This is a genomic window from Bradyrhizobium roseum, assembly GCF_030413175.1.
Taxonomy (GTDB): Bacteria; Pseudomonadota; Alphaproteobacteria; order Rhizobiales; family Xanthobacteraceae; genus Bradyrhizobium; species Bradyrhizobium roseum.
The window spans coordinates 4,901,854-4,928,036 of record NZ_CP129212.1; the positions used below are offsets into that span (position 1 = coordinate 4,901,854).

Genomic DNA, 26,183 nt, shown 5'->3' on the forward strand with positions numbered 1-26,183 from the left:
AGCCACACGCCTAAAACTGAACACCGCGCGTCAGGGCGCCGTCCACGACAAGGTTCGTGCCCGTGATGAAACTGGCGGCTCGGCTCGCAAGAAATACGGCGCCATTCGCCATCTCCTGCGGTGTGCCCATGCGGCCGGTCGGATTCAGCGCCAGCGCGGTGTTGTACAGTTCGGGGTTGTTGTCCTTGATCATGTTCCAGACCCCTCCCTCGAAGTAGGTATTGCCCGGAGACACGGAATTGGCCCGGATGCCCTTACTGGCCAATTGATAAGCCAGACCTTGCGTATAGTGGATGATCGCGGCCTTGAACGTGCCGTAGGGACCGCTTGCAAAATCGACCTCGCGTCCCGACACGCTGGAGATCGTCACGATCGCGGCCGCGCTGCTTTTCTCCAGATACGGCATGGCGGCATTCACCAGCCGCACCGTCCCCATCATGTCCGTGGAGAATTCCTTCTCCCAGCTCTCCTCGTCCTGTCCGATGGACAATGCGCTGACGTTGGCGACCACGACATCGATGCCGCCGAGCTTCGATGCCATGTCGTTGACCCAGCCCTTCAGCGCCGCTCCATCCGAAACGTCGACCACGCCACCATAGGCCGCGACGCCTTTTGCCTTGAGCGCCGCAACCGCGCTATCGACGTCCGCCTGATTGCGCGAGCAAATACCGACATTGGCGCCTTCGGCTACGAATGTTTCGGCAATCGCCCTGCCAATTCCCTTGGTGCTGCCCGTGATGAGAACCCTGGCTCCCTTGAGTCCCAAATCCATCTTCGCCCCCCTCCCTGGTGATCCGGTCTCGATCGACCGGCGCCTATGTGCAGCATTGTTCCGCGCTCTAAGCTTCGCGTCACAACAGCAGTTGCGCACGAACATTTTCCGCGGTCACGTCCGCTCCCGTCAGCGACCGGGTGATCTTGCCTTTTTCCATGATGTAGCACCGTTGGGCGATTGCCATGATCGTATCGAGATTCTGTTCGACGAAGACGATCGTCGTCCCGAGTTCCGTACGGAACGACTTCAGCGCCTCGCAAATGTGCTGCACGATCGACGGCTGCACGCCCTCAGACGGCTCGTCGAGGATCATAAGAGTCGGATTGCCGATCAGAGCGCGCCCGATGGCCAGTTGCTGTTGCTCGCCCCCCGACATGGTGCCCGCGATCTGTCGCCGGCGCTCCTTCAACCGCGGAAAATACTCGTAGACCAGCTCCGGCAGTTTCTTTCCGTTCGGTCCGCCGATCAATTCACCAACCTGCAGGTTCTCCTCGACGCTCATCTGCGGAAACACATCCCTCCCCTGCGGGATGTAGCCGAAGCCGGCGCGTGCCCGGGCATCGGCTTGCAACTGCGTCACATCCTGATCCATGAAAGTGATCGTGCCCCGCCACGTTTCGAGCAGGCCGATCAGGCATCGCATCAACGTCGACTTTCCCACGCCATTGCGGCCGATCACGCCGACAATCTCGCCGCGCGAGATCGACATGCTCACGCCCTGCAGGATGGGCGTGGCGCCGTAGCCCGCCCAGAGTTCCGACACTTCGAGAACCCGATCAGTGGGCATGGGTCTTACCAAGGTAAATTTCAGCCACCTTCTCGTCCTGAATGATCGCCTCCAGATTTCCGCGCGCGAAGATCTTTCCGAGATGCAACACCGTCACGCGTTGGGCGATCTGGCGCACGAACGCCATATCGTGCTCGACGACCAGAACCGTCATGCCCTCGGCGTTGAACGACTTGATGAGTTCACCCGTCCGAAACGTTTCCTCCGGCGACATGCCCGCCGTCGGCTCGTCCAGAAGCAGAAGCTGCGGTTGCAGCGCCAGCGCCATGCCAATCTCGAGCCATTGCTGTTGCCCGTGCGAAAGGGCCCCCGCCAGCTTGCCGCTGTCCGGCGTCAGATTGAGAAGCGTCAGAAGGCGATCTTCCTCGACGACGCGTTTGGCATCGGAAAACCGCTTCTGCAGCGCGATCTGGATATTTTGCCGGACCGGCAACTCCTTGAAGACACTCGGCGCCTGCATCTTGATGCTCATGCCGCGCTGCACCCGCGCAAAGGGGCGCTCTTCGGTGATATCGATGGAGTCGAACAGGATGGTGCCCTGGGTCGGCGGGTAGAGCCCGACAATCAGCTTGAACAGGGTACTCTTCCCTGCCCCGTTGGGGCCAATCAGGCAGTGGATCTCTCCGGCGTTGACCGTCAGGTCGACATCGGAGACCGCCGTCAATCCACCGAAGCGCTTGGTCACACCCTTCACATCGACCAGCGCCATGTCAGGCCTCGTCCGGTTGCAGGCGGCTCGTGTCCGCCAGAACGGGGCCGGCGCCGCGCCGCCGGTGCGCGTTCCAGCGGTCCGCAACGAGCTTGCCGATACCGAGTACAAAGCCTTGCGGCGCCAGCATCACGGTGGCGAGCAGAAGGGCGCCCATCAGCACCAGTGCCGCCTGCTGGCTATAGACCGTGATGGTTTGGAAGCCGAACAGGAGCAGGAACGAGCCGACCAGCGTGGCTGTCAGGTCGCTTCGGCCCGAGAAGGCCACCCATACGATCGGCATCGCCGCCGCCGGCAACCCGATGCTGGATGGCGTGATGAATTGACCCCACGATGTGTAAAGCGCGCCGCTGAGGCCCGCGAGCCCGCTGCCGATGACGAAGGTGAGCAGTTGATATTTGCGGACGTCGTAGCCGAGCATTTCGGCGCGTTGCGGATTTTCCCGCGTGGCAACGATCACGTTGCCGATGCGGGAATTCACCAGCATCCGCAGCGCCAAGTAAACGATCACGATCAGCACGACCATGACGTAGTAGAGCGCGGATCCCTCGATGAAGAAATCGCCGATGGCGAGCGGGTCCATGCCCTTCATGCCGTTGTAGCCGTTCAGCCGCGCAGGGCCGATGTGCCATTCCGGCCCTGCCGTCTGTCCAAGGAAGAACGCCAGCACCAGCGTCGCCGACAGCGTCACGATGCCAAAGAAGATGCCGTTGATGCCGCCCCAGATCATGAAGTAGCCGAGGATGCCCGCCGCGATCATCGCGATGACGATCGACAGGACGAGGGCTGCGATCGTCGCCGAGCCGCCTCCCATATTGATGGCCAGTACGCCATAGGCATAACCGGCGATGCCAAAAAAGAGCGTCTGGCCGAAGGACAGCATGCCGCCGTATCCCCACATCAGGCAGAGACCGAGCGCCATGAAAATCCAGATCAGAAAATAGGAGAAATTGCCGACGTCATACGAGTCCGCAAACACCGGATAGACCAGCGCGGCTGCCAGCACGACGAGGAAGCAGGACCAGAAGGTCCAGCCGCGTCCCAGGGTCTGCGAACCATCAAGCAGCTTGAACATCAACTCTCCCGCTCACCGTCCACGACGAACCAGCACACTGGAAATTCCCTCGGGCAAGACGCGAATGATCAGGATGACTGCGAACAGCATACCGATCTGACCGATGATCTGGCCATAGCTCGCATTCAGCGCCATTCGTATCATCGCCAGGAACACGGCCGCCGGAGCGGTGCCGAGCAGAACATTTGCGCCGCCGACGACGACGGTGACGAAGCTCTCCACCACAAATGTTGCGCCCATTGTCGGGATCAACGTCATCGTCGGTGCGTAAAGCGCACCGCAAAGCCCCGCGAGGCCGGCACCGATGCCAAAACTGATCGCATAGATGCGTCCCGTGCGCGCGCCCAATGCCCTGGCCATCGCCGCATTCTGCATCGTCGCGCGCGCCATTACGCCGAACCGCGTCTTCATGAAGGTAACAAAAAGACCGACCAGGACCGCAACCGCGCATGCGAACAGCACCAGACGGTACGTCGAGAATGAGTAGCCGCCGATCGCAAAGCTGCCCTCCGGGGTTCCGATGCCCGTGATCGACGAGCCGACGATCAGCAGCATCGATTGCGTGACGATCAGGCTGAGGCCCCAGGTCGCGAGCAGCGAATCCAGCGGCCTCTTGTAGAAGCGACGCACAACGAGGTATTCGACGGCCACACCGATCAATCCTGCCGTCACCGCGGCGAGCGCCTGGGCGATCGCAAGCGGCACGCCGAGCTTCACCAGTCCGACCGTCACATAGGCGCCGCACATGATGAACTCGCCGTGCGCCATGTTGATGACGCCCATCATGCCGAACACGATGGCAAGGCCTGCCGCTGAAAGGATCAGAAACGCGAAGACGTCGGCGAACTGATAGAAGACCGAAAATATTTCAGCCGCCATTCTGGTCTCCTGCTTCCGTTTACGGCGCCGCATCGTTGCGGCGCCGTGCAATTCAAGATCATGACGCGGATGGGCACGACTGAGCACGATCGCAGGAGCAAGATTCGTGCCGTCAACGTGTCACGACTTCTTGGGAAGATGGCTCGGCGTGTACTGATCCTTGTCATTCTTCTTGGTGAGGTCGCAGCCGATCTCGCCAAGCCAGTACGGCTTGATCGTTCCGTAGTCCTTCTCGACCTTGACCTCATGCTGGGGGCCAACGGAGATCAGGCGCATGCGGTGCGACGTGTGCTGGCTCTTCGGGTCGATGCAGACCTGGCCCTCGGGCGCTTCGATGCAGGCTTCACCGGTTGCGATCACCTTGCGCATGTCATCGAGCTTAATCGACTTCGCCTTCTCGACCAGCGTCTTGTACATGTAGACCGTGCTGTAGGCGTTGTAGCCCATGTCGTTGATGTAGAGTTCGTCAGCGAACTTCGCCTTCCAGCGCTTTTTGAAGTCGTTGGCTTCGGGCGTATCGATTTCCTCGAACCAGTTTGCAGTCGCATGCATGTTGTTGAGCGCCGGCGGCTTGAACCGCTTGTGCTCGAAGCCGAGCATGACCTTGATCGACGATCCCATCGGCAGGTTGAGCTTGGCGGCGGCGGCCTGTTCGAAGAACGAGTCCTGTGCGGCGCCGACATTGATCGTCAAAATCCAATCCGGCTTGGCCTTCTGGATGTTCTGGATCGTCTGCGCGAACTGGGACACGCCGAGCGGGATGAACTCCTCGCCGACGACCTCGCCGCCGAGGTCCTTCATGATCTTGCGGTTCCACTCCGCCGAGATCTGGCCGAAATTGTAGTCGGCGGCGATGACGTAGACCTTCTTGCCGAACTTGTCGACCATCCAGGGGATCAGCGTCGAGAACTGCTGCTCGGGCACCGCCCCCATGCTGATCATGCTGGCATCGCAGACGCCGCCTTCATACTGGTTTGTATAAAAGTACGGCGTTGTCGTGCGGTTGATGATCGGCCGGATCGCTTCGCGCGAAGCCGACGTAATGCCTCCGATCAGTACGTCGACCTTGTCTCGGCCAAGCAGGCGCCGCGCAAATTCCTGGTAGCGGGCGTTGTCGCCCTGCGGATCGAGGTGGATCAGCTCGATCTGCCGTCCGAGAATACCGCCCTTCTTGTTGATCTCCTCGACGGCCAACTGCGTGCCGTGGAGTTTTGGCATCCCCATGAACGCAAGATCGCCAGAGACGTCTTCAAGCAGGCCGATCTTCAATGGAGGCTCGGCCGCCCGGGCGGCGCCGAACGCCGCCGCCCCGAGCACGGCACCAAGAAGCGCTGTTCTGAACAGATGTCCCGATTTCATTTGGATGTCCCCTTGTTGAAAGCTGGTGCAGTTCACGTCTTGAGGTAATTTTTCAGGATCGAGGCCCCCATCGTGTATTTCGGGTCGACCATGTTGCCGAGCCGCATTCGGCCGGCCTGACTCAGCAGCATGTAGGCGTCGATCTCGTCGAAGCCGTAGTCTGCGGCCATCCATCGCGTGAGTTCGCGATAGGCAATTCGCGCGGCATCCTCGAGCGGGCGGGCGCTGCCGATGGTCATGATGAAGTCGCGGGTCTCCAGGCGCGGCCAGGCAAAACTCCAGTTCTTGATCAGGTCGACCTGAAGTGTGACCGTTGCACGCTGCTCGAGCGCAACGCCGGAGAGTTCGCCATCGCCCTGCGTTGCATGGCAGTCACCGACGTAAAGAAGTCCTCCTTCGGTATGCACGGGAAAATAGATGATGGCTCCCGGGGCGACGTCCGGCAGGTCCATGTTGCCGCCGTGATAGTCCGGCTGCAGGGAGGAAATCGCCTCGATCTCGGGCGACACGCCGATCGTGCCGATGAATGGCTCGTAAGGCAGCGTGATCTTGTCGCTCCAGCGCACGCCATTCCGGTCAACATGAAGCTTGCGGACGCGTTCGGGTAAAGGCGGGTTCAGCATCGCCGTGGCGCTGGTCCCGACCAGCCCGCCAAATTCGGGGATGATGCATGTCGTTCCGGCCGGCTGCTCGCCGCGCGTCTCGACGTCGATGATACGGACCGCGAGACAATCGCCTTTCCTGGCGCCCTTGACTGCAATGGGACCGCATTGCGGATTCAGGTATGGAAAGTTCAGCTTTGCCGTCGGGCTGTCGCTCTCGCTCGTCAGCGCGCCCCCGAAAGCGTCTTCGGTTTCGACGACGACCACGCCTCCGGGATCGATCGACAAGGTCGGCTTCGCATAGGGACCGTAGACGTAGTGGAATTTTCCCTGCTGCTCGATTGTCAAACTATGTCGTGCACCGGCCGCGCCCTTGGCGACGGCGCGCGTGGCCATAATGGAACTCTTCAGCCAATCTTCTGCCATGCGAACGGTTCCTCGAACTAGAGAGCGGGATGACGCGTGTGCCAGTCGGTGACGCGCTGGAAGGCGTCGCCGGCACGGACCAGAGCCGCTTCATCGAAGTGGCGGCCGACAAACTGGAAGGCGACGGGACCGCCGTTCGGGGCAAAGCCGGCGGGAAGCGTGATGGTCGGGCTTCCGGTCATGTCGAACGGACAGGTGAAGCGCAACAATCCGGCGATCAGCGAAGCGTCCTCGCCGAGCGCGGCCATCTTGGCGAGGGTTGGCGCCGCAAAAGCCTGGGCCGGCACGGCAATCAGATCAACCGACTCGAACAATAGCCGCACTGCGCCGCGGAATGCTTCGCGCCGCAGCACGATCTTTTGATAATCGGTGCCGGACTGCGCAAGGCCGAGATCGAGCAACCCCGCAAGGCCCGGACCATATTCATCCTTGCGCGACGGATAAGTCGACTCATGCGCCACCGCCGCCTCGATGCCGCAAAGCGGAAACCAGTCATCGATCACAGCCTTGGGGTCGGGGAACGTGACTTCGGTGATCTTCGCGCCAAGTTCCGCCGCAGCCCGCAAACCTTCACTGAAGACCCTGGTTGCGGCCTCATCGGTGCCTTCGCTGGTCCAGCGCCGGTCGACGCCGATCGTCACGCCCCGCAAATTGCCCGGCAGTCCCGCGTGATATTCCGGCACCGGTAAGGGGACCGAGGTGGTATCCTTGGGGTCCTGCCCTGCAATCACGGCCAGCATTGCACCGCAATCGACCGCGCTGCGCGCCATCGGCCCGATGTGATCCAGCGTTGCCGCGAGTTCGAATGCGCCGTAGCGGCTGACCCGCCCCCAGCTCGGCTTCAATCCCGTGATGCCGTTGGCCGCCGAAGGAAACCTGATTGATCCGCCGGTGTCGGTTCCAAGCGATCCGAAGCAGAGCCCCGCCGCAGTCGCGGAACCCGAGCCGCTCGATGACGCGCCCGGCCACAATTCCGCGTTCCACGGATTCTTCGGTGGATCTATTTTCGGGTGGTGATCGGCGTAGGCGCCTTCGGTCTGCTGCAGCTTGCCGAGGATGATCGCGCCTGCAGCCTTCAGCCGCGCGACAACCGTGGCATCCTCGGTCGGACGGAAGTCGCGATGGATGGTCATGCCGTGCGCGGACGGAGCGCCCTTGACCCAGCAAAGATCCTTGATCGCAATCGGCACGCCGTGCAGCGGCCCCTTGATATTGCCAGAGCCGATTTCCTTTTCGGCAACGGTCGCTTCCGCCAGGGCGGAATCGGCCATGACATAGACGTAGCTTTTGAGTTTGCCATCGAGCTGCCCGATCCGGTCGAGCATCGCCTTCGTCACTTCAACCGGCGACAGCTGTTTCGCTTGTATCTGCTGCCCAACCTCAACCAACCCGAGGTAACAAAGATCTGTCGCCAGCATCGCCATCGCCCCCGTGCTCGTCGCTTCTCACTCGCACTCACGGCGTGACCGCCGCGCATGCGTCCCCAACCTGGGGACACGGGTGCGTCGCCAACTTCCCTAGCGGCAAAAAAGAAAAAGCCACCCGCCCCTCCCGAACGAGGTGACGAATGGCTCTGATGCCGCGGCTATGATCTATCGCATGGACCCTGGATCGAACGGAGCACCGAGAGCAAGGATCGGAACGTCATCGGTCCGATCGAAGCAAGCAAGGTTCGTCAGGAAGCCCTGTGGGAGAAAGTCTAGGTTCGCGCCCAGCACATTGTCAACGAGCGAGAATGCACAAATTTCGCAGGCCTCATGCGCAGCAAATGAGCAAGACTTCCTGCACAGACATCAACGATGATAACGTTCTCCTGCTCTGTCGAAAGTCATCAATGACGAAGCCATCGGTTCCAGTCGGAATCATATGCTCGCAGTCCGGGCCGTATCAGGCCATGGGACAAGAGATACTCAAGAGCGCCCTGATGGCGGTCGACGAGATCAATGATTACGCTGATTTCGATTTTTCATTCACGCCGCATGTAAGGGATCCCCGCGGCGTCATTACCGAATATCATACGGTTTGCGACGACCTGATCCGCAACACAGGGGTCGAGCATATTGTCGGCTGCTACACCTCGGCGTCCCGCAAGCAGGTGCTGCCCATCGTCGAACGCACCGACCGCCTGCTGTGGTATCCCGCCCGTTACGAGGGATTCGAATGTTCCGACAATGTGATCTATGTCGGCGCGTCACCCAACCATAACGTGCTGCCACTCGTACGCTACATGCTCGACAACATCTCGCGCCATGTTTTCTGCGTTGGCTCCAACTATGTCTGGACCTGGGAAACCAATCGCGTCACGCGCGAACTGGTGACAGCGGCGCAGGGAAGCATTCTTGCCGAGCGGCTGCTCGAATTGGGCGAGAGCGCGGTCGACCACATCGTCGACGAAATCATCCGCCGCAAGCCGCCGGTCGTCTTTAATACGCTGGTCGGCAGTTCGAGCTATGATTTCATCCGTGCCTTTCATGCCGCCACCACCATCGCCGGTCTCGACATTCCGATGCTGAGCTGCAGCCTTTGCGAGCCGGAACTCAAGATCGTCGGACCGGCATCCGCGGGATGCATCACCTCGTCAGCCTATTTCGAGAGCATTCGCCTGCCCGAGAACCGCGCCTTCGTGCAGCGCTGGAAGGCGCGCTACGGTGAGGCCAGCAGCCCCTCCGTCGACGGGCAATCCGCCTATGTAGCGGTCTACTTGCTGGCGCGCGCGCTCCGCCGCGCCGGAACCTCCAATATTGGCGAGGTGCGGCGGGCAGCGGCCGGCCATCGCTACAATTCGCCACAGGGGCCGGTGTGGATCGATGGTGACAACAACCATTGCGTTCTCACGCCACGCTTGGCGGTCTCCAACGCTCAAGCCCAGTTTGACCTCTTTTGGGAAGCCGAGGCGCCCGTCAGACCAGATCCCTACCTGACGCAGCTCGACGTCGCCGCGGGACCTGCACGGGAAACCTTCAGAAGCGGATCATCGTCGAGTGCCCCACATTTGCGGGTTGTGAAATGAACAAGCCGTCATCATTTTCCCTACGCGGACGCCGAGCTCTCGTTGCCATCAAGGACGAGCGTGACCTGTCGATCGTCAGGCGCCAGTTCGAACGCCTGGGAATAGACATGTTCATATGGGGACCGGGAGGCCCGCTCGAATGTCAGCCGGACGTAGCTCTGATCGACGATGAATTCCTGCCACTCGCCTCCCCCGCACCGGGTCTGCGTGGACGATGCCCAATCATCGCCCTGCTCGGCACGGAAACACCAAGCCGGCTGAAGCTGGTGCTGGACCTCGATCCGGCATCGTTTCTCGTCAAACCACTGCGCTCCGCGGGCATCTACGCCGCGCTTGTCATGGCGTTCGAGCGGACCGAGCGCACCGACGAACTGAGGCAGCACGTTGCGAAGCTGGAAGATCGCCTGCGGTCGCGTCGGGTCGTGCTCGCCGCAGTGCTTCAAGTGATGCATTCACAGTCGGTCGCTGAACCCGCCGCCTTTGCACTGATCCGCCGAGCCGCCATGGAGCAACGCAAGACAATCGAACAGATGTCGGCCGAGATCGCGGCAAACGGCCGCCTGCCCCGCGCGGCCGGATAGACCCATCATCACCTAATTGTTGGACGTCGCGGAGAGCGCGATGCCGGTGACGAGCGTTACATCACCGTCGATCAAAGGCTTGGCTATGCCAAAGAAGCGAGCGACAGCCTCGGAGTTGTTGTGCCGATTCATCGCCGCACGGTCGAGTTAGCGCTCCCATATCGTGAACACGCATGGATCCGTTGCGTCCTGCGATACGTGATAGCTGACGTCGCGGGTTCGTTTGCACTCACGCTGCTGAGGGCACCAAGCTCCCGCATGGCGGCCTCGTGCATGTTCCTAGTCCGTATGATCGCGGTGATGGTCAACATGTCGCTCCCTTGATTTACAACTGTTCGGTACTGCATCAGTTGGCTGAATAGCGAAGGACTCTCGTTGGGTAACCCTATCCACGAATGACGCCCTTGGTGCCGATTCCCATACGAACACGAACCGGTTTTTGACGACGAAGCGTAAATTTGCAGTTTGCCGATGACAGGCGCGCCCTCCCAAAAGATCGGCCTGCCACAGACGCTGCACCGCGTTCAGAACACTGCTAACGCCGATTTTTTGATCGCCCAGTGCACTTACCGTGCACACGCCGCTCCCTAACCCTTTGAAACATTTTAACTCTCGCTCCAGTCCATCATGGGGAAGTCTGAGCTATCTCCAGCCACACCGCGACAATTAGGTCAGACTTCAGAAAATTTCGTCCACCGATCTGCCACTTCCATAACATCAAGCGAAGATGATCTGTATCTTCTCACTCGATCTACCTGCCGCAAGACGATCTTCCGGCACCTTTAGTTTCGCCACAGTGCTCCACGCTTTCCCTCATCTCAGTTGAGTCACAACTGATCGACATGATTTGATGGGCCACCGATCCTATACTTCCCAACTTAGATGTCCCGGACCAGATTTACCGAGGCAGATATTAAGCGCGCTGTTCGAGGTGTGCTCGACGGCGGTGGCAAGGTCGCGCGCGTCGAGATTTGGCCTGACGGACGCATTTCTGTGTTGATTAAGGAAGAAGGATCGATTCCAATCAATCCTGACGACGACCCGGAGGTGTCCAGGAGACTGCTGTGAAAAGACTAGGACGATCCGCGCTGCCGTTACCTAGGTACACTCTGCGCAAACGTCTCGGGGGTGGCAGCTTCGGGTATTTCTTCAACATCCCGACGTGGGCCCGCAAGCAGGGGTGTTCGGTCGCCAACGAAGCCCTTGGTACTGACTACAAGCGCGCAGTCACACGCGCAGAACAGATTTTGTTGCCCGCTTTTGATAGTTGGCGCACCGGCGGTGAGGACGCAGATCCGATCGGAATTGGGGTGGTCGTTGGCACGCTGGATTGGATGTTTCATCTCTACCGCCAAACCTGGTCCCAAAAAACAGCCAAGCGACTGCAGCCTTTAAGCCCCGGCCAGTGCCGTGTTCATGAGACTGGTATCAAGATGATTTGCGAGTACATCTTGCAAGATGGCCGGCGACTGGGGACGCGCCGGGTCCCAAGTATCGATACCGCTTTCGTAGATCAGCTCTTTGAGAAGCTGCTATTCAAAGAGGTGAAGGGCCAGAAGATCGAACGCCGCACGACGGTCAATCACGCGATGAAGACCGCGCGCAGTGCATGGAACACCATTTCCCGAGCACATCCAGGCTTGTTTCCGCCCCGCAATCCCTTTGAAAAGATGGGCCTGCAATCCAATTCGCGCGAAACGCCGCACGCGAGCTTTGCCGAGCTTGCAGCGTTCCGCACGATGGCGATCGAGATGGGGTATCCTTCGCTTGCAACGGGTGCCCTGATCGGCTGGGAACTGCTTCAGCGAGAAGCTCACATTTTCATTCGCTTCACGGCCGATCACTACCGTCCCCCGAGCCGGCCGAACCATGTCTACGTCATCAACTACAAGACCAGCACTGGATCTTGGGAGCCACTATTCAATGCCAAGGGTAAGGCACTCTACCCGCTGCTAATGGCAGAGCTCGACGCGATCAAAGAGCTGCGTCCGACAGGCGGTCTGATGTTGCGGCGTGATGGCAGCGGTCTGCCCTGGTTTGGCAAGGGTGAGATGCTGACTCAAGTCCAGCGCATCACGAAGAAGATTATCTTGGCTGCAGGTTTACGGCCTGAGCTGACTTTTACCTCCTTTGGTCGCCACGGCGGCACGACCGAAGCAAGCACATCCGGGCTGACGGAAACGCAGCTGATGAAGAAGGGTCAATGGTCGTCGTCGGTGGCCATGGCGCACTATCTGCACGACGACGATGAGGCCAAGCAGGATGCGCAAATGAAACGCATCAAGCGCCGTGCGAAACAAGCGAAAGGAAAGTGAACATTTGTCAGAATGAGAAACCGCGGCTTGTCAGAATGGCAAAGCCTTGACACGCTAAGTTATTGAAAACATTGGAGCGGGTGAAGGGAATCGAACCCTCGTATTCAGCTTGGAAGGCTGCTGCTCTACCATTGAGCTACACCCGCGCGCGGGGATCACCTAACACGCCGGGCGGGCGGCCTCAACCCGCCCGCCAGCCCCTCCCCAGGCCGCCTTTGCCGGCCCGACCGGCGGTTCCGGCCCCTTAACAGCGCCCGATTCGCCGCCTATATTGCGCTTTCCATCAACAAAGAAAGGAGGTGATCCAGTGTCTTATACCAAGCGCTGTCACCTCGCTGGGATCGCCCGCTAGGCCTTGTGCTTTAAGGGTCTGGCATCGGGGCGCTCTCAGCCCTGGACCAGCGAGCAACGATTGGGGTGCGGCGGGAGCAATCCCGCCGCGCCTTTTTGTTGTCGGGATGGTACGCCCCGAATCGTCCTTGGAGGCAATTCGCCTGTCGGAGGAACCGCATGCTCTACGCCATTCTCGCCTATCACGTCGAAGCCGAGGTGATGTCCTGGACGCCGGACGAGGACGCCAGGCTGATGACCGGGCTGCTCGCGGTGCACGACCGTCTGGCCGCCAACAAGCTGCTCGGCCCGGCGGCGCGGCTCGGGGCCACGGCGGACGCCCGCACCCTGCGCGGGCCCGGCGCCGGAATGGTCATCGACGGTCCGTTTGCCGAGACCAAGGAGCAGTTGCTGGGATTTTATGTCGTGAATTGCGACAGCGCCGACGCCGCGCTCGATGCCGCCCGCGACCTGCGTCGCGCCAATCCGACGGCGGTGTATGAGATCAGGCCGATCAGGCTGTATATTCCGGGCGAGGCGCTGCCGGAAACCGCAAGCGACGATCAGGGCTGAGCTTGGCCCCGGCCATGAGTTTGCGGCCAAAGCCCGCCTGCCGCCTCAGCACTCCGAAATGTTGAAATCGACGCGCCGGTCAATCGCATCGCTGGCGTCGTCCCGGCCGGTGCCGATCAGCACTTCCCTGGAGCCGACGCCGGTCGCCTTCAACTTGTCGGCAAGTGCCGGCGAGCTGCTCTGCAGCAGATCCTTGATGTATTGCGCGCGCAGCACCGAGAGCCGCTCGTTCACCAGCGGCGGGCCGGTCTTCGAGGTGTGACCGACGATATTGATGCAGCTGTTGCGCCGCCCTGCCCGCGTCGCGATCTGGCTGAGCCACATCGGATACGGCGCCGATATCTGCGGATCGTCCACGAACTGGGTCGAGCCCGGCTTGAACAGGAACCGCACCGACAGCTTCTTCGCACCCAGGCTGTAATCGACGAGGTTGCCGAAGGCATCGGTCGCGTCATCCCGCCGGTTGAGCCTCGAATTGGCCAGATAGATGCCGGAGCGGACGCGCAGCTGATCGCCGCCCGTCATCTTGAGCGCGGTCCGGTAGAACGCCAGCGCTTCCCGATAGCGCTTGTCATCATATTCGAGGATGGCGTCGCTGATCAGCGACGACGTACCGATCCGCTCGACGTAAACCGGATCGATGGGATCGCCGAGTTTGGTGCCCTGGCAGGTCTTGATGTACTGGCTGGTGGCCGGATCGGCCGCCCAGACCGGGGTGTCCGCGTACGCCGGGGTGGGCGTCACGTCGATCCCCTCGGGCTTCGCGCGTGCCACGCCCTTGGACACGATGCTCTTGCTGCGAAGATCGGCCAGCGCGAGGCAGATCCGGTAGGCGTCACGCGGTCCGTCGGCGGCGCCCGCATTGTTGATCGCGGTAAACGTGCCGATCAGCACGACGGGCGCGCGCGTCAGCGCCTCGGTCGAGAACGGACGCACCTCGAAACGCGGATAGGATTTACTGACCAGCGCCACGATACGATCCTGCATCAATCGGGTGGCGGTCGATTGGGCGCCGCTGATGCCGTCGATCAGCGGATCGACCACCAGTTCGATCTTTTCATTGCCCGCAGGAAGATTGGCTTTTGAAAACAGGTCATTCGCCGCGCGCAGCAGCGCGTCGTCGAACGGGACCGGCGTCGGCGGCGGAGGCGGCGCGGCCTGCGTGCCTGCTGCGGGCGATGGCGCGCTTTGCGGGAACGCAGCCGTGGCACCGGCCAGCAGACAACAGATAGCGCATGCCAAGAGTTTCGCCGTTCGCAGTTTCGACGTTCGCGCCAGGTGCGTCACGCATCGTCTCCAATTCGCAAAGGTCTTATCCATGATGTACCGGCTGCGAGCCCAAAATAAATCGGTTCGAAATCCAATATCCGATCGCGATCACCGGCAATTTCGCAGCACATCGCGATCGCTTTCTGAAAGGTCGCCAAGCTGTGCCCGGGCGTTGATTTCCTGGCAGCTCGCCGCGGCGCGCTTCCGCGGCGACGCCGCCGGCGCCGGCGTCATCGTCCGGGACTGTTCAAGGGCATAGACCGGCAAACGCGCCGTTTCCGTCGCAACTCGTTTTTCCGCGCGCTCCCGTTCCGCCTGCGCGCGGGCAATCCTCTCGGTCATCACGCGCTCGAGCGTCTGCCGCTCTTCGGCCAGCCGCGCCTTGTCGGCTTCATAGGCGGCGACTTGCGAAGCCAACCGCTCCTGCTCCGCTTTGGCCGCCTGCTCTTTCACCGCCTGCTCGCGTAAGCTGTCGGCGCGCGATGGACCGGCGGCCGCAGGGACGCTGCTCGAACCCGTCGCCGCGAGGACAGGCGCTGTCGTTGCCGCCGGGCTCGCTTTCGTCTCTGCCGGCTTCTCGCGCTCACGTTCGCGGCGCTCCGACAACTCCGACATCGCCTTCCTGTAGCCGGCTTCGGCGGCCTCGAGATCGCGGCGCAGGCGAAGTTCCTTGTCGGCGTATTCGCGCGCCAGCCGTTCGCGCTCACTGGCGTTCTCGATCGCATCGAGACGCGCGCGTGCAGCATCGAGCATGACGCTGTCGGGGAAGGCCGAAATAAATCTCTTCAGGTCGGCGGCGCCTGCCGAGGGCCCGAGCTTTTTCCAGGCGTCAATGTCGCTCTCCTTCGGGTTAAGATAAAAGTCCTGAAGCAGCGACACCGACAGTTCCGGAGTCTGCGCGCCCTGGGTCTCGCGATTGACGTTGACCGCGACACGGCGAAATACGGTCGCCACCTCGAGCCCGGGGACCTGGATCTCCCGCACCAGCGCGGCGGTAAACGGACTGTTGCGGCCGACACCGTCGGCAGCGACGCTGTTGGATTGCGTCGAATAGGCGATCAGCATGCCCTGCGAGCGCTCGATCTTGGCCAGGCCACGCGTCGCGCCGATACCGCGACTGCTCTTGTTATCCGCCACGCTGTTCGCAAAAGGATTGTCCCGGCAAGCGTCCAGCACCATCAGCTTGACGCCCGTGGTATAGTTGAGCGCTTCGACAACGTCGTCGAGCTTGATCAAATCGAACGGCGTGAATGAGCTCCCGATCTTCAAATCGACCGGCACCAGATAGTTCTGGCCGTTGATCTGCATCCCGTGCCCGGAATAGTAGACCAGGCCCGCATCGGTGCCCCTCACCCGCTGGGCAAAGCGGCCGAGCGCGGCATACATCGCCGATCTGTCGAGGTCGCGGCCGTCGATGACGGCAAAGCCGACGCGCTTGAGTTGCTCTGAGATATCGTCCGCATCGTTACGGCTGTTGTCGAGCTCCGGCACCGAGCGGTAGGCGCCATTGCCGATCACCAGAGCGACGCGCGGTTCGGCAGCGCGCGCCTCGGCCAGCAGGCCGAACGCGACCACAAGACCAACAGCGAAGCACCGGACCGCGGCATCTATACGCATGACCGCCGCAGAATAGGCTAATTGAGGCCTGATTTCAACGGACGGCGCGCGCGCGTGTGATGGAGTGTGATCTGATCGCGTTGTCGCTTTCCGGATAGCGCGGGACAACCGGTGGAATGAAAACGCACGGCGTGCCGGATCATCATGATGTCCCGCGCCAACTTGTTGAACATCGAGGCGCATGTTAGCGTCGCGTGGGAGCTGTACATGGTTCGACTTGCAAGCCTCTGCCTGATCGTTCTTGCGACATTGGCTATCGACGCTCGTTTCGAGGCCGGCGCACAGCAGACCGCTCCGACGAGAATTCCTTCCGCCGCAAAAGCCAGAATATATTTCGTCGATCTCAAGGACGGCGCGACGATCCCCTCCAAGGTCAGGATCCGCTTCGGGATCGAGAACATGGAGATCGCGCCGGCAGGAGTCGTTAAGCCGAATACCGGTCATCATCACCTTCTCATCGACACCCCATTGCCGCCACCCGATCAGCCGATCCCAAGCGATTTCAACCACATTCATTTTGGCGCCGGCCAGACCGAGGCGGAGATTACGCTGCCCGCAGGAGAGCATACTTTGCAGCTCCTGTTGGGTGATCACGCTCACATTCCGCACAATCCACCGGTCGTATCCGACGTCATTCGCGTCAGGGTCGATGCGGCGACCGTCGAAAAAATCCGAATGCCCGCGCCGGCTGGCGCCAGCGTCTCCCTGATCGAGCCCGTGGACGGCGCCACGGTGGGCCGCAATGTGAAGGTGAGGTTCGGCGTCTCCGGAATGCAACTGGCGCCAGCGGGCACCAACAAGCCCAACAGCGGACATCATCACCTCTTGATCGATACCCCGCTTCCGCCGCTAGATCGGGAGATCCCGAGCGACCTCAACCATCTGCATTTCGGCCGCGCCCAGACCGAGACGGACATCACGCTGGCGCCCGGCGACCATACCTTGCAGCTGTTGCTGGGCGACCACGAACATCTTCCCCACGATCCCCCGATCTTCTCCAAGGTCATCCGCATTCGCGTCGCGAATGCGGCGCCGGAAAAGGCCGCGCAGGCAGCACCCAAGGACGGCCGCCAGCCCTCGCCGCCCGATGCCGCCGTCTATTTCGTTTATCCGACCAAGGGCGAAAGTATTTATCCGAACTCGACGATACGCTTCGGCCTGCGCAACATGGGCGTTGCGCCCGCTGGCATTGCCAAGCCCAATACGGGCCATCATCACCTGTTGATCGATGTCGAGACGCCGCCGCTGGATCAGCCGCTGCCGAGTGATTTGAACCACATTCATTTCGGCAATGGCCAGACCGAGAAGAAGATCACACTTTCCCCGGGCAAGCATACGCTTCAATTGGTTCTGGCTGACGATCGCCATATCCCGCATGATCCGCCGGTGATTTCAGAGCGCATCGAGGTGTTCGTCAAGAATGTACGAAAGCGGTCCCGTAGACGGTGAGAAAGTCATGATGCGGCACGGACGATTTGCGACCGGGCTATTGATTGTTTCGATGATGGCACTCGTGCCGGCGTCGGCGCCGCTGCAGATCGCGCAGGCGGCCGAGCGCACCGCATCTGCGCCGTCCGCTCTGGTGTATTTTCACTATCCTGTGGACGGCATGCGCGTGCCCGAGCGCTTCACGGTGAAGATCGGGCTGAAGGAAATGGGCGTGGCGCCCGCCGGCGTCGCCAAGCCCTTTACCGGCCACCATCATCTGTTGATCGATACCGACATGGTGTCGCCGGATCAGCCGATCCCCTCCGACTACAATCACATTCATCTGGGAGGCGGCCAGACCGAAGTGGTGCTGACGCTGCCTCCGGGCACGCACACATTGCAGCTGCTGCTCGGCGATCACGAGCACGTGGCGCACCAGCCTCCAGTCATGTCGAAGAAGATCACGATCTATGTGCGCTAATCGGACTGCGATCCGCGCTGGCAGCCGGGCCGTCCTGGTCGCCCTTGCGTTGCTGATGGCGCTGATGGTGAACGCCACGGCCTTTGCCCAGGGCACGCCCGCCGAACCCCGGCGGGTCGCGCTTGTGATCGGCAATGGCGCCTATCCACAGTCGCCGATCGCCTCTGCCCCCGCCGACGCCCGCGCCTTTGCCGATGTTCTGCGCGAAGGCGGCTTCGACGTGGTCTACGCGGAGAACGCCCGGCGCGCGGAGATGGAGGCTGCGCTCGGTGCGTTCACCCGGAAACTGGGCTGGGGCGTCACAGCGATGGTTTATTTCGGCGGTCACGCCATCCGCTATCAGGACCGCAACTTCCTGCTGGCGGTCGATTCGAAAATCGTCAACGAGTCCGACATTCGCGCGGAGGGGATCGACATCGACCTCATCCTCGATCCGCTGATCGTCTCGCGTCCGGCCGGCGCCGTCGTCTTTCTCGACGGCGCGCGCAAAAATCCCTGGCAGCAGGCGCTGTCGCCAAGGCTCCGCGGACTTACCGGTCAACCGCCGATATCGGGCGTGACCGTGATCTATCCGGCGGCCCCGGGGGAAGTCGTCGGCGACGCGCCGCGCGAGGCGAACCTGTTCGCCGTCGAATTGATCAAGTCGGCCAAGGTGCAGGGATTGCCGTTCAAGGAAGTGCTCAAGCGAGTTCGAACCGCCGTCGCCCAGGCGACGCGCGACAAGCAGATGGTCTGGGAATCCTCACCGGCGCCGGAGTTCGTCATCAGTTCGGTGCGCAAACCGGTTCGCGCCGCCGATTCGGTCGAGCAAGGTTTTTGGGACACGATCAAGGGCAGCGACAGCGCCGCCGACTTCAAGGCCTATCTCGATTCCTATCCGGATGGACCCTTTGCCGCCGCGGCGCGCGCGCGACTTCAGCAGATCGAGGGCGGCAGCCAGCCGAAGGTCGCCAGCACCCCGCCCGCGCCTGCCGCGCCCGCGCCTGCCGCGCCGCCTCCGGCCGCATCGCCTCCAGTCACATCGCAGATCGTCACCCGCGACTGCCTGCAATGCCCCGAAATTGTCCTCATACAGCCCGGCGCGTTCGAGATGGGCTCGACCGAGATGTTCGATTTCGAAGCGCCGGTGCATCAGGTCTCGATCCGCAAGCCGTTCTACATCGGCCGGCGCGAAGTCACGTTCGAGGAGTGGGACGCCTGCCTGGCCGAAGGCGGCTGCAAGCAGAAGCCCGATGACCGCGGCCTCGGGCGCAGCCGGCGGCCCGTCACGGATCTGGATTGGGACGACGCCAAGAGCTATGTCGCGTGGCTGTCGCGGAAGACCGGCAAGACCTACCGGCTCCCCTCGGAAAGCGAGTGGGAGTACGTCGCCAGGGCCGGCACGACGACGACCTATCCCTGGGGACGGACCGTCGACAAGGACAAGGCCAACTGCGTCGGCTGCACCAGCGATCCCGTCAAGAAGGCGATCGATGTCGGATCGTTTCCGCCCAATGCATTCGGGGTCTACGACATGGCAGGAAATGCCGCGGAGTGGGTCGAGGACTGCTGGAGCGACAATTACAAGGGCGCCCCGACCGACGGATCCGCGTGGATCAAGCCGCAATGCCGCGAGCGGGTGCTTCGGGGTGGGTCGTTCAATAATGATCCGCGGTATCTGCGGTCGGCGGCAAGGTTCAAATACGACCAGAATGTCAGGTTTTATACGAATGGCTTTCGGGTCGTTCGGGAGAATTAGACCGATCTAGTTCTGGGTTGGCTTGCCTGGCCGTAGCTCGCGGCAACAGCCCGCCTGCGCCCGTTGGACTTCGGCGTGGCAGCCTTCTCTCGGTTCGCGAGCGAAGGCTGAATCGGTAAAGCGCCAACAAGAGGAACAAATTCAGCTCGGAAAAATTATGCCGTCACGTACCTCTTGGGGCCGCTGGCCCCTGTTGCCTGTGAGGCAAGATGTCGGAGAACGAGCGGAAGCGCAAAGGATCAGACCGGCGAAAAGCCGCGAACAGCGAGCCCTACGAAGTCGATTATTTTGCGCGTAAACACAACATTTCTCGTGAGCAAGCCCGGGATTTGATCCGGCAGATTGGCAACGATCGGGACAAACTGAACGCTGCGGCTTCGAAGCTCTTCCGGAATTAGATTTCACTCTTTTCTGAAAGTGCGTTTTGCCTACCCCGTTTGCAGATCCTATCCGTTACCTGACGGCCGGACGCTCCTCGCGCTGAAAGATGCGGCCGACGACATCACGAAGCTGCCAAAGAAAGCCGGTTGAGCCCCTGATCACCTCAGGGTCTTCGCGAGAAAGCGTTGCGTTTGAATACGAGGTGATAGAGCCACCAGTTAGAGCCCGCCGACTACTCGTCGATCTCGCGGAGTTCCTTTTCCAAATCGGCGATCAGTCCCTTGATGCGCTGCGCGGTGTCCGGGTCCGTCGCGATTTGCCGGGCCAGCTTGCGGTATCGTAGGATCTTCATCTCGAGTTCAACACGTTCGTTCTTTGACCGCACGGCACGTATTCCCAGCATCAGTTTTATATGACGCCGCAACTACGAATTGGTTCAGAGACTTACTGATGATGTCCAAAGGATAGGGCGAACCGAGGTGGGAGTCTGTCTGTTACCGGACGGAACTCGAACAGGCCGCGCCGTTTCCTGTCGCGGCTATCCTCTCAGGCGCCTGCCACTCGGCTGCCACCTCGGGGCGCCCTCGAACGAGAAGCGAATTCCAACTCGTGATCTACGCCACATTCTCGAGCGGCTCGGCTCGAAAGACAGTGCCATTCTATGGCTACCTCTCCCCAAGCACATTTAATATCGCCATCCGTGGCGTCACGGCCGCGCTGCTCGCAATCCAAAGCCTTGGCTCGGTACTTTTCGGAAATTTTCATGCGCGTTGCTCCAGTAAGGGCGGGAGCTTGCAACACTCTCAGTCACCGGCGGATGCCTGAAAATTGCGGTGATGCGAGTCGAACCGCCTCGCTCGTCAACCGTTCCGGAAGTTGAGGAAAGGTGGTTTAATTTCTGTAAACTCTGGAAGTCTCCAACTCGGCTGTTCCCAGGATGCGCCAACATCGATCGAGCACACCCTGACAACGCAACGCCGCCTGGCGTTGAAACGATCGCTGGCGGCGCTGAATCTCTTACCCGAGAGGAACTACAAAATCCCGATTACCTGTTCGTCGTCCTGCCGCGCCAAAGGTTCACCCGAAAACTGGCCCGCCAGCAAACAGGCGAGCCCGATTGGATGACCACGACGTTCAACCTACCCTGAGGTTTTCAGCGGATTCTTTCCCGCGGTTAGACGTGACTTCATAGCTTACCTTCGCGCCCTCATTCAGGCTGCTCAGACCCGCTCTCTCGACGGCCGAGATATGGACGAACACATCCTTGCCGCCGGTGTCGGGCTGAATAAATCCATAGCCCTTTGTCGCGTTGAACCACTTCACTGTACCTACTGCCACGTCGTTTACTCCCTATGGATTTTTAGAACGCGATAAGATGGTGACAGAAATCCGGCAAAATAAAGGGTCCGTTGCGAGGTGGCACAAAAAGCCGCCGCCTCGCACTGGCAACCGTCTTTTTTTCGAACGCGCAGAAGTAGCTGAGTCAGAGGTGGCAGCGGCGGGGGAGTTCAAGGTGTGTGGCTTGCCTCGCCGTAGTTCGCGGCGATAGCCCGCCTGCGCCCATGGGCCTTCGGCCTGGGTCACCGTTCTCAGCCGCCAGAGGACGCGTCCAGAGGAAACCATCTCGACTTAAACTTCCCGATCAATCCCAGCAGGTTAGCGTTGTCCCCGCTCCTTCGCCTCGTTCTCGGGCGTTCCCGTTGACTTCGGCCTCCCCCGCCTTCTGTGACCCAGCATGACCTGCCGAGTCACGATGCCGGAACTCATTGCCGCCAAGATGCTGGCCACGCCGTTACAGCAGGTCGGTGCCCGCTACGCCTCTCAGACGGGCCGTATCCCGAGCCTTCAGCTGCGGGTGAAGCCGCAATCGATACGGTGGTCGATCCGGGTCCGGCACGGCGACCAGAGCCGAGATGGTGTTTGTCATGGTCGACATCCGGCAGGGACGTAGCGTCGGCTCGATTGCGGTTGCCGGATGCTCCGCTTGAAGGACGCGCCCTCGGTCCCCGAACCCACCAATCGATCGCAGTCCAGTAGCGGAATGCCTTGCTTGGAGCGCCTCGAAGCCACTTTCGACCGGGGTCGAAGGCCTCGAACGGCAAAAAGCCTCGGCTACGCCGGTTTTCTGATCAAGCTGGCAGGTTTCTTGAAAGACGATGGCGTTGGCGGTCGGCACAATCGCCGTTGGCTGACCCAGCCTGACAAACGCAAGGCTCGACGATGTCTGTGCATGAGCAAGGCAATCGCAACGCGCCGCACCAGGGGACGGAACGACCGGGGACCAAAACGCCGTCAGGCCAGGAGCACAGTATGCCGACCAGAACCGCATTCGCCTTTTCGCGCCGCGCCATCACGATAGCCGCCCTGGCGCTGACGGTGGGCCCGTCGCCGCTGTTTGCGCAGACGCCGGTCAACGGCGGAACGCTTACCTTCGCGCTTTCGCCCGAACCACCCTTCATCCTGACCTCGATCAACACGACGCTCCAGATGGGCATGGTCGGATCGAAGATAATGGAATCGTTGCTGAAGCTTGATGTCGACCTGAAGCCGCAGCCGCTGCTGGCCCAGAGCTGGGAGATCAGCGCTGACGGCAAGAGCTACACCTTCAAGCTGAGGCCGAACGTCAAATGGCATGACGGGAAGCCTTTCACCTCGGCCGACGTCAAGTTCACGGTCATGGACGTCCTGAAGAAGCTGCATCCGCGCGGCCGCTCGGCCTACGCCAAGGTCACCGACGTCGAAACACCGGACCCGCTGACGGCGATCATCAAGCTCAGCGAGCCTGCCCCGCCGATGCTCGTGGCGCTGGCCTCCAGCTATGAATCGCCGATGACGCCGAAACATATTTTCGAGGGCACCGACATCGCCGCCAATCCGGCGGTCAGCAAGCCGATCGGTACCGGTCCCTTCATGTTCAAGGAGTGGCAGAAAGGCTCGTTCATCATTCTCGAAAAGAATCCCAACTACTGGGATGCCGGCAAGCCGCACCTCGACAAGATCGTGTTCCGCATCATCAACGATGCGTCCGCCCGTGCCGCGGGACTGGAGTCGGGCGAAGTCCAGATCGGAGGCCTGAGTCCGATCCCGCTCACCGACATGGTGCGCATCGAAAAGAACCCGGCGCTGACGATCGAAACACGTGGCTACGCCTATATGTCGCCCTTCATGCTGATGGAGGTGAATACCCGCAAGCCGCCGCTCAGCGACGTCCGCGTTCGGCAGGCGATGGCTTTCGCCATCGATCGCGACCGCATGACCAAACTGGTCTGGATGAACTACGGCAAACCGGCGGTGAGCCCGATCCCGTCATCGGTGACGTCCTTCCATTCCACCGACCTGCCGAAATACGATCTCAACCTCGACAAGGCCAAGCAACTGCTCGACGAGGCCGGCTACAAGGCAGGGCCGGACGGCAAGCGCTTCAAGATCACGCACGACTTCGTTCCGCTCGGCAGCGACTATCAGCGCACCGGCGAATTCATCAAGCAGCAGCTCAGCCGCGTCGGCATCGATGTCGAACTCCGGAGCCAGGATCTGCCCAGCTTCTTCCGCCGCGTCTACACCGACTACGACTTCGACACGACGAGTCTCTACTACGGCGCCTTCGCCGACCCGACCCAGGGAGTCCAGCGGCTGTTCTGGTCGAAATCGATCCAGAAGGGCGTGGTCTTCACAAATCCCACCGAATATCGCAGCGAAGCGATGGACAAGGTGATCGAGGCTGCACAGAGCGAGAACGATCCGGTCAAGCGCAAGGCGCTTTACCTCGAGATGCAGCGCATCGCCATGACCGATCTGCCGGTGATCCCGCTGATGGAGACGCGCTTCACGACGATCTCGAGCGCCCAGCTGAAGAACCATACGGTGACGGCCGATGGCGTCATCGGCGGCAATTTCGCCGACGTCTATTTCGCAAAGTGAAACGGCGCGCCATGACCATCCCGCTCTCCCCCGTCAAGACCGTGTCGCCACTTGCGGCGGCGCGGGCTGCCTTCGATAGGCTGCCGATGGCGAAGGATTTGCGCTTCATCGGGCGCAGGCTGCTCAAGGCGCTGCCGCTGCTTCTGGCCGTTGTGCTGTTCAATTTTTGCCTGCTCAAGTTGGCCCCGGGGGACGCGGCGGAGGTTCTGGCGGGTGAGTCGGCAGCCGCCACCCCGGAGTATCTGGCCGAACTGCGCGCCCGCTTCGGCCTCGACCGGCCGGTGCATATCCAGCTCTTCAACTATGTGTGGAAGCTCGCTCATCTCGATCTCGGCTACTCGTTTCGTCACAACATGTCGGTTCTCGACCTGATCCTGGGACGGCTTTCGGCGACGCTCGTCCTGATGGTCAGTGCCCTGCTCCTGGCGGTGACCATCGGCGCCGCGCTCGGCGTGCTTGCTTCCAACAAGGTCAACAGCTGGCGCGACACGCTGATCTCGATCTTCGCCATGCTGTCCTTCGCAACCCCGGTGTTCTGGATGGGACTGATGATGATCGTGCTGTTCTCGGTCAATCTCGGCTGGCTGCCGTCGAGCGGCATGGAGACCATTGCATCGGGCAACACCGGTCTCGCCCATGTGCTGGACGTCAGCCGTCACATGATAATGCCGGTCGCGACGCTCGCGCTGTTCTACGTCGCGGTCTACACCCGCGTCATGCGCGCCTCGATGCTGGAGGTGTTCAATCAGGATTATGTCACCACGGCCCGCGCCAAGGGCCTGACCGAAAACCGCATCACGCTTCGCCATGTCCTGCGCAACGCGCTGCTGCCGCTCGTCACGCTGCTCGGCGTTCAGATGGGCACGATGCTGGGCGGCTCGGTGCTGGTCGAAACGGTGTTCTCCTGGCCGGGTCTCGGCCGGCTCGCCTTCGAGGCGGTGTTTCAGCGCGACATCAACTTGCTGCTGGGCATCCTGCTGAGCTGTTCCTTCGTGGTGATCGTCGCCAACATCCTGGTCGACGTCGCCTACACCAAGCTCGATCCCCGTATCCGGCTATCCTGAAGGATCACCGCGCATGAAAGCCTTGAGGGACTTCTGCGGCCGCTTCAGCCGCAATCGCGCCGCACTCGCCGGCATCGTCATTCTGTTGCTGGTGCTGGCCATGGCGCTGTCGGCCGGCAGGCTCTTTCCAGACGATCCGTGGGAGATGATCGCGCAGCCGTTCGTCTGGCCGGGGCAGGACAGCGAGATCTGGCTCGGGTCCGACATGCTCGGCCGCAATCTCGCGGCAGGGCTGTTCCACGGAGCGAAGGTCTCGCTGCTGATCGGCTTTGCCGCGACGATGATGGCTGTCGTGACGGGCACGGCAATCGGCGCGTTCGCCGGCTATTATCGTGGACCGGTCGACGACCTGCTGATGCGGTTCACCGAACTGTTCCAGACGATTCCGCAGTTCATCTTCGCCATCGTCGTGGTGGCGATCTTGTCGCCGTCGGTTGCCAATGTGACCCTCGCCATCGCGCTGGTATCCTGGCCATCGGTGGCGCGTCTGGTCCGCGGCGAATTCCTGGCCCTGCGGGAGCGCGAGTTCGTCCAGGCCAGCGTCGCCATCGGCATGGGCGATCTGCGCATCATCCTGACGCAGATCCTTCCCAATGCGCTCGGACCGATCATCGTCACCGGCTCGCTGATGGTCGCGACCGCGATCCTGACGGAGGCGGGGCTGGCGTTTCTCGGTCTCGGCGATCCCAACGTGATGAGCTGGGGCACGATCATCGGCAGCGGGCGCGATGCGCTGCGCAGCGCCTGGTACATCACCGCGATCCCCGGGCTGGCGATCCTGCTGACCGTGCTCGCGCTCAATCTCGTCGGCGAGGGGCTCAACGACGCCCTCAACCCCCGCCTGAAGAACCGGTGAGGCTGCC

At 61.4% G+C, this 26,183-nt stretch carries 22 protein-coding genes and 1 tRNA gene; 11 read left to right on the plus strand and 12 right to left on the minus strand.

The window, feature by feature from the left end; translation table 11 throughout:
• Positions 1 to 10 precede the first annotated feature (10 nt).
• From QUH67_RS23275 to QUH67_RS23310, 8 genes are all read right to left on the minus strand, one after another.
• On the minus strand, positions 11 to 772 hold the full coding sequence (locus tag QUH67_RS23275; protein WP_300948143.1) for an SDR family NAD(P)-dependent oxidoreductase: 762 nt from the start codon (positions 770 to 772) through the stop codon (positions 11 to 13).
• Between the two features lie 79 nt (positions 773 to 851).
• Positions 852 to 1,562, minus strand: coding sequence for an ABC transporter ATP-binding protein (locus QUH67_RS23280; protein WP_300941577.1), 711 nt, complete (start codon positions 1,560 to 1,562; stop codon positions 852 to 854).
• The gene (locus QUH67_RS23285) at positions 1,552 to 2,271 is read right to left on the minus strand and encodes an ABC transporter ATP-binding protein (protein ID WP_300941578.1); all 720 of its coding nucleotides are present in this window, start codon (positions 2,269 to 2,271) and stop codon (positions 1,552 to 1,554) included. The genes QUH67_RS23280 and QUH67_RS23285 overlap by 11 nt, the downstream gene beginning before the upstream one ends.
• Position 2,272: 1 nt before the next feature.
• Complete coding sequence (locus tag QUH67_RS23290) at positions 2,273 to 3,346, minus strand: branched-chain amino acid ABC transporter permease (RefSeq protein WP_300941580.1); 1,074 nt, start codon at positions 3,344 to 3,346, stop codon at positions 2,273 to 2,275.
• Between the two features lie 12 nt (positions 3,347 to 3,358).
• Positions 3,359 to 4,225, minus strand: a complete 867-nt coding sequence (locus tag QUH67_RS23295; protein ID WP_300941582.1) for an ABC transporter permease subunit — start codon at positions 4,223 to 4,225, stop codon at positions 3,359 to 3,361.
• Between the two features lie 120 nt (positions 4,226 to 4,345).
• Complete coding sequence (locus tag QUH67_RS23300) at positions 4,346 to 5,584, minus strand: urea ABC transporter substrate-binding protein (RefSeq protein ID WP_300941584.1); 1,239 nt, start codon at positions 5,582 to 5,584, stop codon at positions 4,346 to 4,348.
• A 32-nt stretch (positions 5,585 to 5,616) separates the two neighbouring features.
• On the minus strand, positions 5,617 to 6,612 hold the full coding sequence (locus QUH67_RS23305; RefSeq protein WP_300941586.1) for an acetamidase/formamidase family protein: 996 nt from the start codon (positions 6,610 to 6,612) through the stop codon (positions 5,617 to 5,619).
• Positions 6,613 to 6,629: 17 nt separating this feature from the next.
• Positions 6,630 to 8,030 (minus strand): amidase, encoded by a 1,401-nt coding sequence (locus QUH67_RS23310; RefSeq protein WP_300941588.1) that lies wholly within the window; start codon positions 8,028 to 8,030, stop codon positions 6,630 to 6,632.
• Positions 8,031 to 8,446: 416 nt separating this feature from the next.
• Between QUH67_RS23310 and QUH67_RS23315 the strand changes: the two genes are divergently transcribed.
• From QUH67_RS23315 to QUH67_RS23330, 3 genes are all read left to right on the plus strand, one after another.
• Positions 8,447 to 9,622 (plus strand): transporter substrate-binding domain-containing protein, encoded by a 1,176-nt coding sequence (locus QUH67_RS23315; protein WP_300941590.1) that lies wholly within the window; start codon positions 8,447 to 8,449, stop codon positions 9,620 to 9,622.
• On the plus strand, positions 9,619 to 10,203 hold the full coding sequence (locus QUH67_RS23320) for an ANTAR domain-containing response regulator (RefSeq protein WP_300941591.1): 585 nt from the start codon (positions 9,619 to 9,621) through the stop codon (positions 10,201 to 10,203). Before QUH67_RS23315 ends, QUH67_RS23320 begins: the two co-directional genes overlap by 4 nt.
• 1,064 nt (positions 10,204 to 11,267) lie before the next feature.
• A complete protein-coding gene (locus QUH67_RS23330) occupies positions 11,268 to 12,518 on the plus strand; it encodes a site-specific integrase (RefSeq protein WP_300941593.1) in 1,251 nt (416 codons plus the stop codon).
• Between the two features lie 72 nt (positions 12,519 to 12,590).
• Here the strand turns inward: QUH67_RS23330 and QUH67_RS23335 are convergent.
• Positions 12,591 to 12,664: transfer RNA gene (locus QUH67_RS23335), tRNA-Gly, on the minus strand.
• Between the two features lie 364 nt (positions 12,665 to 13,028).
• On the opposite strand from QUH67_RS23335, the gene QUH67_RS23340 reads away from it, so the two are divergent.
• Positions 13,029 to 13,421, plus strand: a complete 393-nt coding sequence (locus QUH67_RS23340) for a YciI family protein (protein WP_300941595.1) — start codon at positions 13,029 to 13,031, stop codon at positions 13,419 to 13,421.
• Positions 13,422 to 13,466: 45 nt separating this feature from the next.
• On the opposite strand, the gene QUH67_RS23345 is transcribed toward QUH67_RS23340, so the two are convergent.
• Both QUH67_RS23345 and QUH67_RS23350 read right to left on the minus strand, forming a co-directional pair.
• Entirely contained in the window at positions 13,467 to 14,708 is a 1,242-nt protein-coding gene (locus QUH67_RS23345; protein ID WP_300941597.1) for an OmpA family protein, read from the minus strand.
• A 90-nt stretch (positions 14,709 to 14,798) separates the two neighbouring features.
• A complete protein-coding gene (locus QUH67_RS23350; RefSeq protein WP_320416093.1) occupies positions 14,799 to 16,823 on the minus strand; it encodes a caspase family protein in 2,025 nt (674 codons plus the stop codon).
• Between QUH67_RS23350 and QUH67_RS23355 the strand changes: the two genes are divergently transcribed.
• The 4 genes from QUH67_RS23355 (at position 16,707) to QUH67_RS23370 (ending at position 20,352) form a co-directional block, all read left to right on the plus strand.
• Positions 16,707 to 17,756, plus strand: a complete 1,050-nt coding sequence (locus QUH67_RS23355; RefSeq protein ID WP_300941599.1) for a DUF4399 domain-containing protein — start codon at positions 16,707 to 16,709, stop codon at positions 17,754 to 17,756. The two genes, QUH67_RS23350 and QUH67_RS23355, sit on opposite strands and share 117 nt — an antisense overlap.
• 52 nt (positions 17,757 to 17,808) lie before the next feature.
• Positions 17,809 to 18,216 carry a DUF4399 domain-containing protein gene (locus tag QUH67_RS23360; RefSeq protein ID WP_300941601.1) on the plus strand — a complete coding sequence of 136 codons (408 nt, stop codon included), beginning with the start codon at positions 17,809 to 17,811 and terminating at the stop codon, positions 18,214 to 18,216.
• Complete coding sequence (locus tag QUH67_RS23365; RefSeq protein WP_300941603.1) at positions 18,206 to 19,954, plus strand: SUMF1/EgtB/PvdO family nonheme iron enzyme; 1,749 nt, start codon at positions 18,206 to 18,208, stop codon at positions 19,952 to 19,954. Before QUH67_RS23360 ends, QUH67_RS23365 begins: the two co-directional genes overlap by 11 nt.
• A 209-nt stretch (positions 19,955 to 20,163) precedes the next feature.
• A complete protein-coding gene (locus tag QUH67_RS23370) occupies positions 20,164 to 20,352 on the plus strand; it encodes a DUF3606 domain-containing protein (protein ID WP_300941604.1) in 189 nt (62 codons plus the stop codon).
• A gap of 1,117 nt (positions 20,353 to 21,469) precedes the next feature.
• Here QUH67_RS23370 and QUH67_RS23375 read toward each other — a convergent pair.
• Complete coding sequence (locus QUH67_RS23375; protein ID WP_300941606.1) at positions 21,470 to 21,673, minus strand: cold-shock protein; 204 nt, start codon at positions 21,671 to 21,673, stop codon at positions 21,470 to 21,472.
• 972 nt (positions 21,674 to 22,645) lie between these two features.
• Here QUH67_RS23375 and QUH67_RS23380 point away from each other — a divergent pair.
• From QUH67_RS23380 to QUH67_RS23390, 3 genes are all read left to right on the plus strand, one after another.
• On the plus strand, positions 22,646 to 24,256 hold the full coding sequence (locus QUH67_RS23380; RefSeq protein ID WP_300941608.1) for an ABC transporter substrate-binding protein: 1,611 nt from the start codon (positions 22,646 to 22,648) through the stop codon (positions 24,254 to 24,256).
• An 86-nt stretch (positions 24,257 to 24,342) separates the two neighbouring features.
• Positions 24,343 to 25,320, plus strand: coding sequence for an ABC transporter permease (locus QUH67_RS23385; protein ID WP_407080475.1), 978 nt, complete (start codon positions 24,343 to 24,345; stop codon positions 25,318 to 25,320).
• Positions 25,321 to 25,333: 13 nt separating this feature from the next.
• A complete protein-coding gene (locus QUH67_RS23390; RefSeq protein WP_300941609.1) occupies positions 25,334 to 26,176 on the plus strand; it encodes an ABC transporter permease in 843 nt (280 codons plus the stop codon).
• Positions 26,177 to 26,183 lie beyond the last annotated feature (7 nt).